This window comes from Pseudoxanthomonas sp. (assembly GCF_035999195.1).
Classification (GTDB): domain Bacteria; phylum Pseudomonadota; class Gammaproteobacteria; order Xanthomonadales; family Xanthomonadaceae; genus Pseudoxanthomonas_A.
In genome coordinates, this window is sequence record NZ_DASYGY010000002.1 from 1 (window position 1) to 16,483 (window position 16,483).

At 65.3% G+C, this 16,483-nt stretch carries 12 protein-coding genes, 1 tRNA gene and 1 pseudogene; all 14 read right to left on the reverse strand.

Annotated elements, in window-relative coordinates; all coding sequences use genetic code 11:
- On the reverse strand, window positions 1-139 hold a 139-nt coding region (locus VGN58_RS00555), incomplete at its 3' end, for a GTP-binding protein (RefSeq protein WP_238482135.1).
- Between the two features lie 100 nt (window positions 140-239).
- Window positions 240-2,330, reverse strand: coding sequence for an elongation factor G (fusA, locus tag VGN58_RS00560; RefSeq protein ID WP_327480598.1), 2,091 nt, complete (start codon window positions 2,328-2,330; stop codon window positions 240-242).
- Window positions 2,331-2,503: 173 nt separating this feature from the next.
- On the reverse strand, window positions 2,504-2,971 hold the full coding sequence (gene rpsG, locus VGN58_RS00565) for a 30S ribosomal protein S7 (RefSeq protein WP_055945227.1): 468 nt from the start codon (window positions 2,969-2,971) through the stop codon (window positions 2,504-2,506).
- A gap of 12 nt (window positions 2,972-2,983) precedes the next feature.
- On the reverse strand, window positions 2,984-3,358 hold the full coding sequence (rpsL, locus tag VGN58_RS00570; RefSeq protein WP_055945224.1) for a 30S ribosomal protein S12: 375 nt from the start codon (window positions 3,356-3,358) through the stop codon (window positions 2,984-2,986).
- 234 nt (window positions 3,359-3,592) lie between these two features.
- A complete protein-coding gene (gene rpoC / locus VGN58_RS00575) occupies window positions 3,593-7,825 on the reverse strand; it encodes a DNA-directed RNA polymerase subunit beta' (RefSeq protein ID WP_327480601.1) in 4,233 nt (1,410 codons plus the stop codon).
- Window positions 7,826-7,917: 92 nt separating this feature from the next.
- Window positions 7,918-12,069 (reverse strand): DNA-directed RNA polymerase subunit beta, encoded by a 4,152-nt coding sequence (gene rpoB, locus VGN58_RS00580; RefSeq protein ID WP_327480603.1) that lies wholly within the window; start codon window positions 12,067-12,069, stop codon window positions 7,918-7,920.
- A 236-nt stretch (window positions 12,070-12,305) separates the two neighbouring features.
- Entirely contained in the window at window positions 12,306-12,677 is a 372-nt protein-coding gene (rplL, locus tag VGN58_RS00585) for a 50S ribosomal protein L7/L12 (RefSeq protein WP_327480605.1), read from the reverse strand.
- 60 nt (window positions 12,678-12,737) lie between these two features.
- Window positions 12,738-13,274 carry a 50S ribosomal protein L10 gene (gene rplJ / locus VGN58_RS00590; RefSeq protein WP_162338039.1) on the reverse strand — a complete coding sequence of 179 codons (537 nt, stop codon included), beginning with the start codon at window positions 13,272-13,274 and terminating at the stop codon, window positions 12,738-12,740.
- 493 nt (window positions 13,275-13,767) lie between these two features.
- A complete protein-coding gene (rplA, locus tag VGN58_RS00595) occupies window positions 13,768-14,466 on the reverse strand; it encodes a 50S ribosomal protein L1 (RefSeq protein WP_296282928.1) in 699 nt (232 codons plus the stop codon).
- Between the two features lie 3 nt (window positions 14,467-14,469).
- Window positions 14,470-14,898, reverse strand: coding sequence for a 50S ribosomal protein L11 (gene rplK, locus VGN58_RS00600; RefSeq protein WP_055945202.1), 429 nt, complete (start codon window positions 14,896-14,898; stop codon window positions 14,470-14,472).
- A gap of 201 nt (window positions 14,899-15,099) precedes the next feature.
- Complete coding sequence (gene nusG, locus VGN58_RS00605; RefSeq protein WP_327480613.1) at window positions 15,100-15,657, reverse strand: transcription termination/antitermination protein NusG; 558 nt, start codon at window positions 15,655-15,657, stop codon at window positions 15,100-15,102.
- 13 nt (window positions 15,658-15,670) lie between these two features.
- A complete protein-coding gene (secE, locus tag VGN58_RS00610; RefSeq protein WP_327480615.1) occupies window positions 15,671-16,060 on the reverse strand; it encodes a preprotein translocase subunit SecE in 390 nt (129 codons plus the stop codon).
- 61 nt (window positions 16,061-16,121) lie between these two features.
- Window positions 16,122-16,197, reverse strand: a tRNA-Trp gene (locus VGN58_RS00615).
- 148 nt (window positions 16,198-16,345) lie between these two features.
- Window positions 16,346-16,483, reverse strand: a pseudogene (locus VGN58_RS00620) (elongation factor Tu); the annotation flags it as partial.

Consider the following 16,483-nt stretch of genomic DNA (forward strand, 5'->3'; position numbering starts at 1 on the left):
AGGCCTTGAACTCGCCACCGAAACGCTCCGCGCCGATCTTCGTCAGCGCCGCCGTCAGCGTCGTCTTGCCGTGGTCAACGTGACCAATCGTGCCCACGTTCACGTGGGGCTTGGTGCGTTCGAACTTACCCTTTGCCATGGTCTTTACCTCTGTGATTCGTGATTCGTGACTAGTGATTGGCCTGGAGCGGGACCCGTGTTCTCGCGAATCACGGATCCCGGATCGCCAATCACCGCTTTTAGTTCTTCTTGACGACCGCGTCGGCGATGTTGGCCGGCGCTTCCGCGTAGTGGTCGAACTCCATCGAGAACGTGGCGCGACCCTGCGACATCGAGCGCAGCGTGGTGGCGTAGCCGAACATTTCGCCCAGCGGCACCATCGCGTTGATCACCTTGCCGGACGGACTGTCGTCCTGGCCCTGCAGGATGCCGCGACGACGACTCACGTCGCCCATCACGTCGCCCAGGTAGTCTTCCGGGGTGACGATCTCGACCTTCATCATCGGCTCCAGCAGGACCGGCTGGGCCTTGCTGAAAGCTTCCTTGAAGGCCATCGAGCCGGCGACCTTGAACGCCATTTCGTTGGAGTCGACGTCATGGAACGAGCCGTCGACCGCCTTGATGGCGACGTCCACGACCGGGAAGCCGGCCAGCGGACCGCTCTTCATGGCGTCCTCGATGCCCTTGCCCGCGGCCGCCACGTATTCCTTCGGCACCACGCCACCGACGATGGCGCTCTCGTACGAGAAACCGACGCCACGCTCGACCGGCGACATTTCGATGACGATGTGGCCGTACTGGCCGCGACCGCCCGACTGGCGCACGAACTTGCCTTCCTGCTTCACCGCCTTGCGGATGGTCTCGCGATAGGCCACCTGCGGCTTGCCCACGTTGGCTTCCACGTTGAACTCGCGCTTCATGCGGTCGACGATGATTTCCAGGTGCAGCTCGCCCATGCCGGAGATGATGGTCTGGCCGGACTCTTCGTCGGTGCGCACACGGAACGAGGGATCTTCCTGCGCCAGACGGCCCAGGGCCAGACCCATCTTCTCCTGGTCGGACTTGGTCTTCGGCTCCACCGCCATCGAGATGACGGGCTCCGGGAACACCATGCGCTCAAGCGTGATGATGTGGTCCTGCGCGCACAGCGTGTCGCCGGTGGTGACGTCCTTCAGGCCCACCGCCGCCGCGATGTCGCCCGCGCGCACTTCCTTGATCTCGTCGCGCTGGTTGGAATGCATCTGCAGGATGCGACCCACGCGCTCCTTCTTCGACTTGACCGGGTTGTACACCTGGTCGCCGGAGTTCAGCACGCCCGAGTAGACACGGAAGAACGTCAGCGAACCGACGAACGGGTCGGTCATGATCTTGAACGCCAGCGCCGAGAACGGCTCGTTGTCGCCGGCCTTGCGGCTGTCTTCCTTCTCGTTCTCGTCCACGCCCTGCACCGGCGGACGGTCCGACGGCGACGGCAGCAGCTGGATCACGCCGTCGAGCATGGCCTGCACGCCCTTGTTCTTGAACGCGCTGCCGCAGTAGACCGGGATCACTTCCACCTTCAGGGTGCGCTCGCGCAGGCCGGCGATGATCTCGGCCTCCGACAGGTCGCCCTCGTTGAGGTACTTGTCCATCAGCTCTTCGCTGGCCTCGGCCGCAGCCTCCACCATGAAGGCACGGTCCTTCGCCGCGCGGTCGGCCAGCTCGGCCGGGATGTCGCGGTATTCGAACTTGGTGCCCTGCGAGGCGACATCCCAATGGATGTACTTCATCTTGAGCAGGTCGATGACACCCTCGAAGCCGTCTTCGGCGCCGACCGGCACCTGCATGGGCACCGGGTACGCGCCCAGGCGGGTCTTCAGCTGGTCGACGACCTTGTCGAAGTTGGCGCCCGTGCGGTCCATCTTGTTGACGAAGGCCAGGCGCGGCACGGCGTACTTGTTGGCCTGGCGCCACACGGTCTCGGACTGCGGCTGCACGCCACCGACGGCGCACAGCACGAACACCGCGCCGTCGAGCACGCGCAGCGAACGTTCGACTTCGATGGTGAAGTCCACGTGGCCGGGGGTATCGATGATGTTGAAGCGGTGCTGCGGCAGGGACTTGTCCATGCCGGTCCAGAACGCCGTGGTGGCGGCGGACGTGATGGTGATGCCGCGCTCCTGCTCCTGCTCCATCCAGTCCATGGTCGCGGCACCGTCGTGCACTTCACCGATCTTGTGGCTGACGCCGGTGTAGAACAGGATGCGCTCGGACGTGGTGGTCTTGCCGGCGTCGATGTGCGCCATGATGCCGAAATTGCGGTAACGCTCGATGGGAGTGGTGCGAGCCACGACAGTCTCTCTTTTCTGATGGAGGGCCAGCAGGATGCGTGGGCCTTCCGTGGAGGGCGGATCTTAGATGGCCGAATGCCGCCTTTCGGCGGCCTTCGGAGCGGGACGCCGGAAGCGTCCCAAGGGCACCTGGATGGTGCCGAAGGCCCTTGCATTCAAGGGCCCGGAGGCCGTTACCAGCGGTAGTGCGCGAACGCCTTGTTCGCCTCCGCCATGCGGTGGGTCTCTTCGCGCTTCTTGATGGCGCCGCCGCGGTTCTCGGAGGCATCCAGCAGCTCGGCGGCCAGCTTGCGCGGCATGGTGTTCTCGCCACGCTTGCGCGCGGACTCGATCAGCCAGCGCATCGCCAGCGCCATGCGGCGCGACGAACGCACTTCGACCGGCACCTGGTAGGTGGCGCCGCCGACGCGGCGCGACTTCACTTCGACCGCCGGGGACACGTTGTCCAGCGCCTTCTCGACCAGTTCGAGGGCGTTGGGGTTCTTCTCGCCGATGACGTCCATGGCGCCGTAGACGATCTTCTCGGCGACCGACTTCTTGCCGCTCAGCATCACCATGTTGATGAAGCGGGCGATCGTCTGGCTGCCGTGCTTGGGGTCCGGCAGGATTTCACGTTGGGGGGCAGAGCCTTTGCGCGACATGATTCTTTTTCCTTAAGCCTTGGGACGCTTGGCGCCGTACTTGGAACGGCCCTGGCGGCGCTTGGCGACGCCCGAGGCGTCGAGCGAGCCGCGCACGGTGTGGTAGCGCACGCCCGGCAGGTCCTTCACGCGACCGCCGCGCACGAGCACCACGGAGTGCTCCTGCAGGTTGTGGCCTTCACCGCCGATGTAGCTGATGATTTCTTCCTGGTTGGTCAGGCGCACCTTGGCGACCTTGCGAAGGGCCGAGTTCGGCTTCTTCGGGGTCGTCGTGTAGACGCGGGTGCACACGCCGCGACGCTGCGGGCAGTTGTCCAGCGCGGGCGACTGGCTCTTGTACGTGGGGGCCTGCCGCGGCTTGCGGACCAGCTGATTGACGGTTGCCATAGTGGATTCTTCGTGTGAAGGCCGGAGCCTTGTTTGACATGAAAACGAAGGCAGGCCGCAAGACGGCCCACCTAGACGGAAAAGTATAGCCGGCAACCCGCCCAACCGTCAACGCGACGGGGGTGGGTGCCTGCCAACTGACTGTGATCCCGCCCTTCCTGGGCCGAAAACGAGGCGCGTCCTGCGCCTCTTTTCGTGGTCTGGGACGGCCCAGGGGCCGTCAGGTCGTACGGTTTAGCTGGCGCTGGACTCCTCGCCGGCTTCGTCAGTGGTGGCGACCGCAGCAGCCGGAGCCGCCTCGACGACACCACCCGACAGGGCGTTCACCTCGGCCTCGGTCAGACCGGAGGCGTTGCGGCGGCGCTGGTTGTGGTACGCCAGGCCGGTACCGGCCGGGATCAGGCGACCCACGATGACGTTTTCCTTCAGGCCGCGCAGGCTGTCGCGGGTACCGCGGACGGCCGCCTCGGTCAGCACGCGGGTGGTCTCCTGGAACGAGGCCGCCGAGATGAACGACTCGGTCGCCAGCGACGCCTTGGTGATGCCCAGCAGGACCGGGTCGTACTTGGCCGGGATCTCGTTGCGGGCGATCAGCTTGGCGTTCTCCTCGATCACGCGCTGCTTCTCGACCTGCTCGCCCGACAGGAACTTGCTGTTGCCGGCATCGGTGATCTCGACCTTGCGCAGCATCTGGCGGGTGATCACCTCGATGTGCTTGTCGTTGATCTTCACGCCCTGCAAGCGGTAGACGTCCTGGATTTCCTTGACCAGGTAGGCCGCCAGCGGCTCGACGCCCAGCAGGCGCAGGATGTCCTGCGGGCTCGGCTCGCCGTCCACGATGGTTTCGCCCTTGGCCACGTGCTCGCCTTCGAACACGATGATCTGGCGGAACTTCGGGATCAGCTCCTCGTGCTCCGAACCGTCGGTGTCCTTGATGATCAGGCGCTGCTTGCCCTTGGTGTCCTTGCCGAAGCTGATGACGCCGGAGCGCTCGGCCAGGATCGCCGGATCCTTCGGCTTGCGGGCTTCGAACAGGTCGGCCACGCGCGGCAGACCACCGGTGATGTCGCGGGTCTTGGACGCTTCCTGCGGCACCTTGGTGACCACGTCGCCAACGCCGACGGGCGCGCCGTCCTGCAGGTTGACGATCGAGCGCGGCGGCAGCAGGTACTGCGCCGGCAGGTCGGTCCCCGGGATGCTCAGGTCCTTGCCGTCCTTGTCCACGATGCGGATGATCGGCCGCAGGTCCTTGCCCTGCGAACCGCGACGCTTCGGATCGGTGATCTCGCGCGAGGCCAGGCCGGTCAGGTCGTCGGTCTTCTCGATGACGGTGACGCCGTCGACGAAGTCCACGAAGCGCACGAAGCCCGCCACTTCCGACACGATCGGGTGGTTGTGCGGGTCCCAGTTCGCCACGGCCTGGCCGGCGGTGATCTGGTCGCCGTCCTTGACGTTGATGGTGGCGCCGTAGGGCAGCTTGTAGCGCTCGCGCTCGCGACCGTGGCCATCGAGCACCGACAGTTCGCCCGAGCGCGAGACCGCGACCAGGCTGCCGTTGGCGTGCTCGACGAACTTGAGGTTGTTGAACTTGATCGAACCGGTCGTCTTGACGGTGATGTTGTCCACGGCGGCGGCACGCGACGCGGCACCACCGATGTGGAACGTGCGCATCGTCAGCTGCGTGCCGGGCTCGCCGATCGACTGCGCGGCGATGACGCCGACCGCTTCGCCGATGTTGACGATGTGGCCACGGGCCAGGTCGCGGCCGTAGCAGTGCGCGCAGACGCCGAAGTCGGATTCGCAGGTGATGGTGGAACGCACCTTCAGCGACTGCACGCCGGCGTCTTCCAGCTTCTGCACCCAGGCTTCGTCGAGCAGAGTGTTGCGGGTGACGATGGGATCCTCGTCGTTGCCCGGCAGGAACACGTCCTCGGCCACGATGCGGCCCAGCACGCGGTCGCGCAGCGGCTCGACCACGTCGCCGCCTTCGACGATGGGGGTCATGGTCAGGCCTTCCTGCGTGCCGCAGTCGACCTCGGTGATCACCACGTCCTGCGCCACGTCGACCAGGCGACGGGTCAGGTAACCGGAGTTCGCCGTCTTCAGCGCGGTATCGGCCAGGCCCTTGCGGGCACCGTGGGTGGAGTTGAAGTACTCCTGCACGTTCAGGCCTTCGCGGAAGTTCGCCTTGATGGGCGTCTCGATGATCGAACCGTCGGGACGGGCCATCAGGCCGCGCATGCCGGCCAGCTGGCGGATCTGCGCCTGGCTACCACGGGCACCGGAGTCGGCCATGATGTACAGCGAGTTCATCGACTTCTCGTTGATGGTCTCGCCCTTGGCGTTCTGCACCTTGTCGGTACCGATGGTGTCCATCATCGCCTTGGCGATGCGCTCGTTGGTGCGCGACCAGATGTCGACCACCTTGTTGTAGCGCTCGCCGGCGGTGACCAGACCGCTCTGGTACTGCTCCTGGATCTCCAGCACTTCCTGTTCGGCTTCGCCCAGGATGCCCTTCTTCTCGGCCGGGATCAGCATGTCGTCGATGCCGATGGAGACGCCGGCACGCGTGGCGTACGCGAAACCGGTGTACATCAGCTTGTCGGCGAACACTACCGTGTCCTTCAGGCCCAGCATGCGGTAGCTGGAGTTGATCAGGCGGCTGATGGCCTTCTTGTTCAACTCGGTGTTGACCAGCGCGAACGGCAGGCCTTCCGGCAGGATCTCGGCCAGCAGCGCGCGACCGATCGTGGTGTCCACGATGCTGCTCTGCTGGCTGCGGCCACCCTGCTCGTCGATCACGGTACCGCTGATGCGGACCTTGACCTTGGCATGCAGCTCGACGGCGCGGTTGTCGTAGGCGCGCTTGACCTCGGCGATGTTGGCGAACGCCATGCCCTCGCCCTTCTTGTTCTCCAGCGCGCGGGTCATGTAGTACAGGCCCAGCACGACGTCCTGCGACGGCACGATGATCGGCTCGCCGTTGGCCGGCGACAGGATGTTGTTGGACGACATCATCAGCGCGCGCGCTTCCAGCTGCGCTTCCAGCGACAGCGGCACGTGCACGGCCATCTGGTCACCGTCGAAGTCGGCGTTGAACGCGGTGCAGACCAGCGGATGCAGCTGGATGGCCTTGCCTTCGATCAGCACCGGCTCGAACGCCTGGATGCCCAGGCGGTGCAGCGTCGGCGCACGGTTCAGCAGCACCGGGTGCTCGCGGATGACCTCTTCCAGGATGTCCCAGACGTCGGCTTCTTCGCGCTCGACCAGCTTCTTGGCGGCCTTGATGGTGGTGGCCAGGCCACGACGCTGCAGCTTCGCGAAGACGAACGGCTTGAACAGCTCCAGCGCCATCTTCTTCGGCAGGCCGCACTCGTGCAGGCGCAGGGTCGGGCCGACCACGATGACCGAACGGCCCGAGTAGTCGACGCGCTTGCCCAGCAGGTTCTGGCGGAAGCGGCCCTGCTTGCCCTTGATCATGTCGGCCAGCGACTTCAGCGGGCGCTTGTTGGTGCCGGTGATGGCGCGGCCGCGACGGCCGTTGTCCATCAGGGCATCGACCGACTCCTGCAGCATGCGCTTTTCGTTGCGCACGATGATGTCCGGCGCATTGAGCTCCAGCAGGCGACGCAGGCGGTTGTTGCGGTTGATGACGCGGCGGTACAGGTCGTTGAGGTCGGAGGTCGCGAAGCGGCCGCCGTCCAGCGGGACCAGCGGACGCAGGTCCGGCGGCAGCACCGGCAGCACGGTCATGACCATCCATTCAGGACGGTTGCCCGATTCCAGGAACGCTTCCATCAGCTTGATGCGCTTGGTGAGGCGCTTGAGCTTGGTCTCGGAACCGGTGCTGGCGATGTCCTCGCGCAGGTTCACCATCTCCGCCTGCAGGTCGATCGTGCGCAGCAGGTCGTAGACGGCCTCGGCGCCCATGGCGGCGTCGAAGTCGTCGCCGTGTTCCTGGCGCGCCTGCATGAACTGCTCTTCGGTCAGCAGCTGGCGGCGCTCAAGCGAGGTCAGGCCCGGCTCGGTAACGACGTAGGCTTCGAAGTACAGCACGCGCTCGATGTCGCGCAGGGTCATGTCCAGCATCAGGCCGATGCGCGACGGCAGCGACTTGAGGAACCAGATGTGCGCGACCGGGCTGGCCAGGTCGATGTGGCCCATGCGCTCGCGGCGCACCTTGGCCAGCGTCACTTCCGTGCCGCACTTCTCGCAGACCACGCCGCGGTGCTTCATGCGCTTGTACTTGCCGCACAGGCACTCGTAATCCTTGATCGGGCCGAAGATGGCCGAGCAGAACAGGCCGTCGCGTTCCGGCTTGAAGGTGCGGTAGTTGATGGTTTCCGGCTTCTTCACTTCGCCGAAGGACCACGAACGGATCAGGTCCGGCGAGGCCAGCGCGATCTTGATCGCGTCGAAGTCCAGCGTCTGGCGCTGCTGGTTGAAGAGGTTGAGCAGGTCTTTCATGGTGTTTCTCCGTCAGGAGGAATCTTGGTCGATGGCGGGATGACCGGAGTCAATCGGCGCAGCGGCAGGTCAGTGCCGCCGCGCCCTATCGGTCAGTCTTCCAGTTCCATGTTGATGGCGAGCGAGCGGATTTCCTTCACCAGCACATTGAAGGATTCCGGCATGCCCGCGACCATCTCGTGGGCGCCGTCGACGATGTTCTTGTACATCTGGTTGCGGCCCTGCACGTCGTCCGACTTGACCGTCAGCATTTCCTGCAGGGTGTGCGCCGCGCCGTAGGCTTCCAGCGCCCAGACTTCCATTTCACCGAAGCGCTGGCCGCCGAACTGCGCCTTGCCGCCCAGCGGCTGCTGGGTGACGAGCGAGTACGGACCGGTCGAACGCGCGTGCATCTTGTCGTCGACCAGGTGGTTCAGCTTCAGCATGTGCATGTAGCCGACCGTGGTGTGGCGATCGAACGCCTCGCCGGTACGGCCGTCGTACAGCTGCGTCTGGCCGCTGATCGGCAGGCCCGCGAGGTCAAGCATGTGCTTGATCTCGGTTTCCGCCGCGCCGTCGAACACCGGCGTCGCCATCGGCACGCCGTCGGTCAGGTTCTTGGCCAGCGCGATCAGTTCGGCATCGCTGAACTGGTCCAAGTCCACGCGGTCCTCGCCCAGCTTCTGGTCGTGGTTGTAGATCTGGGTCAGGAACTTGCGCAGGTCGGCGACCTTGGCCTGGGCGTCCAGCATCTCCTGGATCTTGCGACCCAGGCCCTTGGCGGCCCAGCCCAGGTGCACTTCCAGCACCTGGCCGATGTTCATGCGCGACGGCACGCCCAGCGGGTTCAGCACGATGTCGACGGTCTCGCCGGTGGCCATGTAGGGCATGTCCTCGACGGGCACGATGGTCGAGACGACACCCTTGTTGCCGTGGCGGCCGGCCATCTTGTCGCCCGGCTGGATGCGCCGCTTCACGGCCAGGTAGACCTTGACCATCTTCAGCACGCCCGGGGCGAGGTCGTCGCCGGCCGTGATCTTGCCGCGCTTGTCGGCGAAGCGACGCTCGAACTCCTTCTCGTGCGCCTGGATCTGCATCTGGGCGCGCTCGATGGCGTCGGACGCGTCATCGTCCTTCATGCGCAGGGTGAACCAGTCGGACTTCTTCAGGCTGTCGAGGTAGGCGTCGGTGATCGCGTCGCCCTTCTTCAGGTTGCCCGGACCGCCGTTGGCGATCTTGCCGACCAGCTGCGAACGCAGGCGGGCGTAGATGGCGCCTTCCAGGATGCGGAACTGGTCGTCGAAGTCCTTCTTGACGCGCTTGATCTCGTTTTCCTCGATCTGGCGCGCACGCTTGTCCTTCTCGATGCCGTCGCGGGTGAAGACCTGCACGTCGATGACGGTGCCGTCCATGCCCGGCGGCACGCGCAGCGAGCTGTCCTTCACGTCCGAGGCCTTCTCGCCGAAGATGGCGCGCAGCAGCTTCTCTTCCGGGGTCAGCTGGCTTTCGCCCTTCGGCGTGACCTTGCCGACCAGGATGTCGCCGGCGCGCACTTCCGCACCGATGTACACCACGCCGCTCTCGTCGAGGCGGTTCAGCGCCTGCTCGGAGACGTTCGGGATGTCGGCGGAGATTTCCTCCGGCCCCAGCTTCGTATCGCGCGCGACGCAGGTCAGCTCTTCGATGTGGATCGTGGTGTAGCGATCCTCTTCCACCACGCGCTCGGAAAGCAGGATGGAGTCTTCGAAGTTGTAGCCGTTCCACGGCATGAACGCGATCAGCATGTTCTGGCCCAGCGCCAGCTCGCCGATGTCAGTCGAGGGACCGTCGGCCAGCACGTCGCCGCGCGCGACCACGTCGCCCACGTTCACCAGCGGACGCTGGTTGATGCAGGTGTTCTGGTTGGAGCGCGTGTACTTGATCAGCGAGTAGATGTCGACGCCGGCATCGGTTTCGCCGGAGATCTCGACTTCGTTGACCTTCACCACGATGCGGCCCGCATCGATCTGCTCGACCACGCCGCCACGGCGGGCGTTGACGGTCACGCCGGAGTCGCGCGCCACGGCGCGCTCGATGCCGGTACCGACCAGCGGCTTCTGCGCACGCAGCGTCGGCACGGCCTGGCGCTGCATGTTGGCGCCCATCAGTGCGCGGTTGGCGTCGTCGTGCTCCAGGAACGGCACCAGCGCCGCGGCGACCGACACGGTCTGCATCGGCGAGACGTCCATGTAGTCGACTTCGCTCGGCGGCTTCAGCAGCGATTCGCCCTGGAAGCGGCACGGCACGAACTGCTCGGTCAGGCGGCTCTTGGCGTCATGCAGCGCGTTGGCCTGCGCGATGACGTATTCGTTCTCCTCGATCGCCGACAGGTACTCGATCTCGTCGGTGATCACGCCGTCCACGACCTTGCGGTACGGCGTCTCGAGGAAGCCGTAGCTGTTGGTGCGCGCGTACACGGCCAGCGAGTTGATCAGGCCGATGTTCGGGCCTTCCGGCGTCTCGATGGTGCAGACGCGGCCGTAATGGGTCGGGTGCACGTCGCGCACTTCGAAGCCGGCGCGCTCGCGGGTCAGGCCGCCCGGGCCGAGGGCCGAGACGCGGCGCTTGTGCGTGACTTCCGACAGCGGGTTGTTCTGGTCCATGAACTGCGACAGCTGCGAGGAGCCGAAGAACTCCTTGATCGCGGCGGCCACCGGCTTGGCGTTGATCAGTTCCTGCGGGGTCAGGCCCTCGGACTCGGCCATCGACAGGCGCTCCTTCACGGCGCGCTCGACGCGGACCAGGCCCACGCGGAACACGTTCTCGGCCATTTCGCCGACCGAACGCACGCGGCGGTTGCCCAGGTGGTCGATGTCGTCCACGGTGCCGCGGCCGTTGCGGATCTCGGTCAGGACCTTGATGACGTCCAGGATGTCCGAGGTCTCGCCCAGCGTGGCGACCAGGCGCTTGGCCTCTTCGTCATTGCGCGCGCCGAAGTACTTCTTGTCGTACAGCACGGCCTCGCCGGTGGTTTCCTTGCGGCCCACGCGACGGTTGAACTTCATGCGGCCGACGTTCGACAGGTCGTAGCGCTCGAAGGTGAAGAACAGGTTGTGGAACAGGTTCTGCGCGGCATCCTTGGTCGGCGGCTCGCCGGGACGCATCATGCGGTAGATCTCGACCAGCGCTTCCAGCTGGGTCTTGGTCGGATCGATGCGCAGGGTGTTGGACAGGTACGGGCCACGATCCAGGTCGTTGACCCACAGCGTGCCCACGGCGTCCACGCCGGCCTTGCGGAACTTGGCCAGCTGGTCGTCGGTGATCTCGTCGTTGGCGGCGGCCAGCAGCTCGCCGGTGTTGGCGTCGATCACGTCGTGCGACAGGATGCGGCCGACCAGGTATTCGTCGGGCACGGCCAGGGCGGCGATGCCGGACTGCTCGAGCTGCTTCACGTGACGCGCGGTGATGCGCTTGCCGGCTTCCACGATGACCTTGTCGCCATCGGCCAGGTCGAAGTTCAGCGTCTCGCCGCGCAGGCGCTCGGCGACCAGCTCCAGCTGCACGCCCTCGGGCAGGATGTGGAAGGTGTTGACGTCGAAGAACTCGTTGAGCATCTCCTCGTTGGAGTAGCCCAGCGCGCGCAGCAGGATCGAGACCGGCAGCTTGCGGCGACGGTCGATACGCGTGAACAGCGCGTCCTTCGGGTCGAACTCGAAGTCCAGCCAGGAGCCGCGGTAAGGAATGATGCGGGCGCTGTACAGCAGCTTGCCCGAGCTGTGCGTCTTGCCGCGGTCGTGGTCGAAGAACACGCCCGGCGAACGGTGCAGCTGCGAGACGATGACGCGCTCAGTGCCGTTGACGATGAAGGTGCCGTTGTCGGTCATGAGCGGGATCTCGCCCAGGTAGACCTCCTGCTCCTTCACGTACTTGATGGCCTTGGTCGACGACTCGCGGTCGTAGATCACCAGGCGCACGGTCACGCGCAGCGGGGCGCCGTAGCTCAGGCCACGGTTGCGGCACTCGCGCTCGTCGAACACGGGCTCGCCGAGCTTGTAGCCGACGTATTCCAGCGCGGCGTTGCCGCTGTAGCTGGCGATCGGGAAGACCGACTTCAGCGCCGCGTGCAGGCCACGGTCCTCGCGCTTGGCGGGATCGGTGTGCTCCTGCAGGAACTCACGGTAGGAATCGACCTGGATGGCCAGCAGGAATGGGACCTCGAGGATCGACCGCTGCTTGCCGAAATCCTTGCGGATGCGCTTCTTTTCGGTGAACGAATATGTCGTCATGTGACTGTGCCTCTGGCAGCGTGGGGCGCGCGTCCGCGACCGCACGGGGGACATTCTTTCGAACGGGGGAATTTCCAGTTGGAAGTCGCTGGTATTGCCGGCACCAGCACGCCTTCTGCCGCTACTTCCAACTACAAACTCGCGTTTACATCGCTACGCGTTGAAACGACCGAAGGCCAGGGGCTTTCGCCCCCGGCCTCGGGTTGTCGCCTGAGTGAACCGGCGACGGATACGACTTACTTGACTTCGACGCTCGCACCAGCGGCTTCGAGATCCTTCTTGAACTTGTCGGCATCTTCCTTCGACACGCCTTCCTTCAGCACGCCACCGGCCTCGGTGAGGTCCTTGGCTTCCTTCAGGCCCAGGCCGGTGATGGCGCGGACGGCCTTGATGACGTCGACCTTCTTGGCACCGGCGTCCTTCAGGACGATGGTGAACTCGGTCTGCTCTTCGACCGGGGCGGCAGCGGCGGCCGGGCCGGCAGCAGCGGCGACCGGGGCGGCGGCGGAGACGCCGAACTTCTCTTCGATGGCCTTGACCAGCTCCATCACTTCCATCAAGGTCTTGCCGGCAATGGCGTCGACGATCTGTTCGTTGGAAAGGGACATTGTGTTTACCTTTGGAAATTATCTGGGATTAGGGTTCGTAGAACCGTAAAGACGTCGAACTCAGGCTTCGGCCGGGGCTTCCGCAGCGGCTTCCGCCGGTGCTTCGCCACCACCCTGCTGATCGGCCACGGCCTTGACGGCGCGGGCGAACATGGATGCGGGTTCGGCCAGCACGCGGGCCAGCATGGCCAGCGCCTGATCGCGGGTCGGCAGCGACGCCAGGACGTCCACATGGCTGGCCGGATACAGCTGGCCACCCACGGACACGACCTTCGGCTGAAGCTTGTCGTTGCCCTTGGCGAACTCCTTGATCAGGCGGCCGGCGGCGCCGGGCTCCTCGGTCGAAAACGCATACAGCAGCGGACCGACGAGCTTGTCCTGGACAACCTCGAACTCGGTACCGGCGATGGCGCGCACGGCCAGGGTGTTCTTGACAACCTTCAAGAACACACCAGTCTCGCGGGCCTTCTTGCGCATCGCGGTCATTTGGCTGACCGTGGTGCCTGCGTATTCGGCAGCGACCAGGGAGTGCGCCTTGGCGGCGACGTCTGCCAGTTCGGCGACTACTTCTTGCTTCTGGGACAGATTGAGAGCCATACACTCCTCACTTATTGACTCCGCTCGCGGCTCCTGCCGTTCGCGGTCCTGGACGGCGTCCATCCTGGATGCCGGGGACTTGCGGTCCCGTCGGTGGCCTGTCTGACTGGCCGGCCTTGCGGCCAGCACCAGAAAACTTCCAGAAGGCGGCACCATCTGCGCAGGCGCACTCCCATGCGGGGGTGGATTAAGCGATCCCGCTAGCCACGACGGCGATTCCCTGCCAACACGAGCCTCCGTGCCCGTCGTCGTTGCGCGCTGACCGCACCTGCGGTCTTTGACGGCTGTCGCTTGCACCGGGACCCCGGCCTGGGCGACTGCCCTCAAAATTTTTTGCCGTCGTTCCCGCGAAAGCGGGAACCCGGCGACTTTCTTTTCTCCGGTGACTCAAAGCTCGAGTCACTGGATCCCCGCTTGAGCAGCCATTCGGCTGCCAAAAGCCGCGGGGATGACGGACTGACAAAGCCGCGCGCTTTGCGCGCGGGTCAGTTCGTCACTTCAGGGACAGCGAGGACTGGTCGACGGTCACGCCGGGGCCCATGGTCGAGCTGACCGAGATCTTCTGCAGGTACTGACCCTTGGAGGTGGCCGGCTTGGCCTTCACCAGGTCGATCAGCAGCGCCTGCAGGTTCGACTTCAGCGCTTCGTCCTCGAAGCTGGCCTTGCCGATGGTGCAGTGGATGATGCCGGCCTTGTCGGTGCGGTAGCGCACCTGGCCCGACTTGGCGTTCTTGACCGCCTCGGCCGGGTTCGGCGACACGGTGCCGACCTTCGGGTTCGGCATCAGGCCGCGCGGGCCCAGCACCGTACCCAGCTTGCCGACCACGCGCATCGCGTCCGGCGTGGCGATGACCACGTCGTAGTTGATGTCGCCGGCCAGCATCTTCTCGGCCAGGTCGTCCATGCCGACGGCTTCGGCGCCAGCGGCGGCGGCTTCGTCGGCCTTGGCGCCGGCCGGGGCGAACACCGCCACGCGGACCGACTTGCCGGTGCCGGCGGGCAGCACGGTCGAACCGCGCACCTGCTGGTCGGACTTCTTGGCATCCACGCCCAGGCGCACGGCGACGTCAACGGACTCGACGAACTTGGACTTGACCGCGGTCTTGACGATCTTCAGGGCCTCGTCAATGGCGTACGCCTTGCCGGGGGTCACGGCGGCCAGGATGGCCTTCTGTCGCTTGTTCTGTGCCATCTCTTAACCCTCTACCGTCAGGCCCATGGAGCGGGCCGAGCCCGCGATCGTGCGCACCGCTGCGTCCAGGTCGGCCGCGGTCAGGTCGGGTTCCTTCGCCTTGGCGATGTCCTCGAGCTGCTTGCGGGTGACCTTGCCCACCTTCTCGGTGTTCGGGCGCTTGGAGCCGGACGTGATGCCGACGGCCTTCTTCAGCAGGATCGACGCCGGCGGCGTCTTCGTGATGAAGGTGAAGGTACGGTCGGAATAGGCCGTGATGACCACCGGAATCGGCAGGCCCGGCTCCAGCTTCTGCGTGGCGGCGTTGAAGGCCTTGCAGAATTCCATGATGTTCAGGCCGCGCTGACCCAGCGCAGGACCGACCGGCGGCGAGGGGTTGGCCTGACCGGCCTTCACCTGCAGCTTGATGTAACCGACAACTTTCTTTGCCATGTGAGTACTCTCCGGGTGCTAGCGCCTGGGTGACAGGCTCCCCATCGGACCGGGAAAATCACGCGTCCCGGCATCGCGTTTTCTCGAACGCAGCAATGGCCACCCGAAGGCGGCCACGGCGCCTGCCCGGCATCGCCGTCAGGGAGCCGCGCAGTATATCAGGCTTTCACGGCGCCGGCTGAACATGCCGGACCGCGGGGATCAGGCCTTCTCGACCTGCCCGAATTCCAGTTCGACCGGGGTCGAACGGCCGAAGATCAGCACGGCGACGCGCAGGCGACTCTTCTCGTAGTTGACTTCCTCGACCACGCCGTTGAAGTCGTTGAACGGACCGTCGGTGACGCGGACCATCTCGCCCGGCTCGAACAGCACCTTGGGCTTGGGCTTCTCGACGCCCTCCTGGACGCGGTCGAGGATGGCCGCAGCCTCCTCGTCACGGATCGGCAGGGGACGGTCGGCGGTGCCGCCGATGAAGCCGAGGACCTTGGAGGTGTCCTTCACCAGATGCCAGCTCTCGCTGTCCATCCGCGGGATGCCGCCCTCGTCATGGGTTTCGATCTGGACCAGCACGTAGCCGGGGAAGAACTTGCGCTCGGAACGGCGCTTCTGGCCGGAGCGCATCTCCACGACCTCTTCGGTCGGGACGAGGACGTCGCCGAACTTCTCCTCCATCCCATCGCGCACGATGCGGTCGCGGAGGGCCTGGGCCACCGATTTCTCGAAGCCCGAATAGGCATGGACGACATACCAACGCTTCACTGCGGCACTCTCCTCAACGACCAAAATTCAGGAACAGCTCGATCGCCTTCTGAATACCGAAATCGAAGGCGGCCAGGATCAGGCTGAGGATGATGACGACGATCACGACCACCCAGGTCGTGCGGGTCGCTTCCTCACGGGTCGGCCACACCACCTTGCGCAACTCGAAGCGGGACTCGGACAGGAACTCGCGCGTATCGCGACCCTTGCCGGTCTGCAGGAACACCAGCGCACCCAGCACCAGGCCCGCGACCACCGCCAGCGCCCGTACCGGCGCGACCCACTGGCCATTGAACCACCACCACGCCACCAGACCGGCCACGACCAGCGCAAGCGCCACGATGTACTTGGCGATGTCGCCAGCAGGCGTGGCGGCTTTGGATTGTTCGACCTTGCTGTTCAAGTCAGTTGTCGCTCTTTGGCTCTGGAGGAGTACCGAGACTCCGGACTCCGGGGGAAGGAAGTGGCACGCCAGGAGGGACTCGAACCCCCAACCTGCGGTTTTGGAGACCGCTGCTCTGCCAATTGAGCTACTGGCGTATCGATGTACTACAACCTTCCCTTAGACGGCGAAGGCGGACCGAGGTTCCGGTCCGCCCTTGTCGCTTCATCAGGCCATGGATCCCCGCCTTCGCGCGGATGACGGCCCGACAAAGCCGGGCGGGCAGCGCCCGCCCGGATCAGGACGTCACTTGATGATCTTGGACACCACGCCGGCGCCGACCGTACGGCCGCCTTCGCGGATCGCGAAACGCAGGCCTTCGTCCATCGCCACCGGGTTGATCAGGGTCACCACCATCTTCACGTTGTCGCCCGGCATGACCAT

What these genes read in the sequence shown, in the direction of transcription:
- rplL (WP_327480605.1), bottom strand. Translation starts at nt 12,677, where the DNA reads ATGTCCCTTTCCAACGAACAGATCGTCGACGCCATTGCCGGCAAGACC.
- rpoC (WP_327480601.1), bottom strand. Translation starts at nt 7,825, where the DNA reads ATGAAAGACCTGCTCAACCTCTTCAACCAGCAGCGCCAGACGCTGGAC.
- rpsL (WP_055945224.1), bottom strand. Translation starts at nt 3,358, where the DNA reads ATGGCAACCGTCAATCAGCTGGTCCGCAAGCCGCGGCAGGCCCCCACG.
- rpsG (WP_055945227.1), bottom strand. Translation starts at nt 2,971, where the DNA reads ATGTCGCGCAAAGGCTCTGCCCCCCAACGTGAAATCCTGCCGGACCCC.
- rplJ (WP_162338039.1), bottom strand. Translation starts at nt 13,274, where the DNA reads ATGGCTCTCAATCTGTCCCAGAAGCAAGAAGTAGTCGCCGAACTGGCA.
- rplK (WP_055945202.1), bottom strand. Translation starts at nt 14,898, where the DNA reads ATGGCAAAGAAAGTTGTCGGTTACATCAAGCTGCAGGTGAAGGCCGGT.
- rplA (WP_296282928.1), bottom strand. Translation starts at nt 14,466, where the DNA reads ATGGCACAGAACAAGCGACAGAAGGCCATCCTGGCCGCCGTGACCCCC.
- rpoB (WP_327480603.1), bottom strand. Translation starts at nt 12,069, where the DNA reads ATGACGACATATTCGTTCACCGAAAAGAAGCGCATCCGCAAGGATTTC.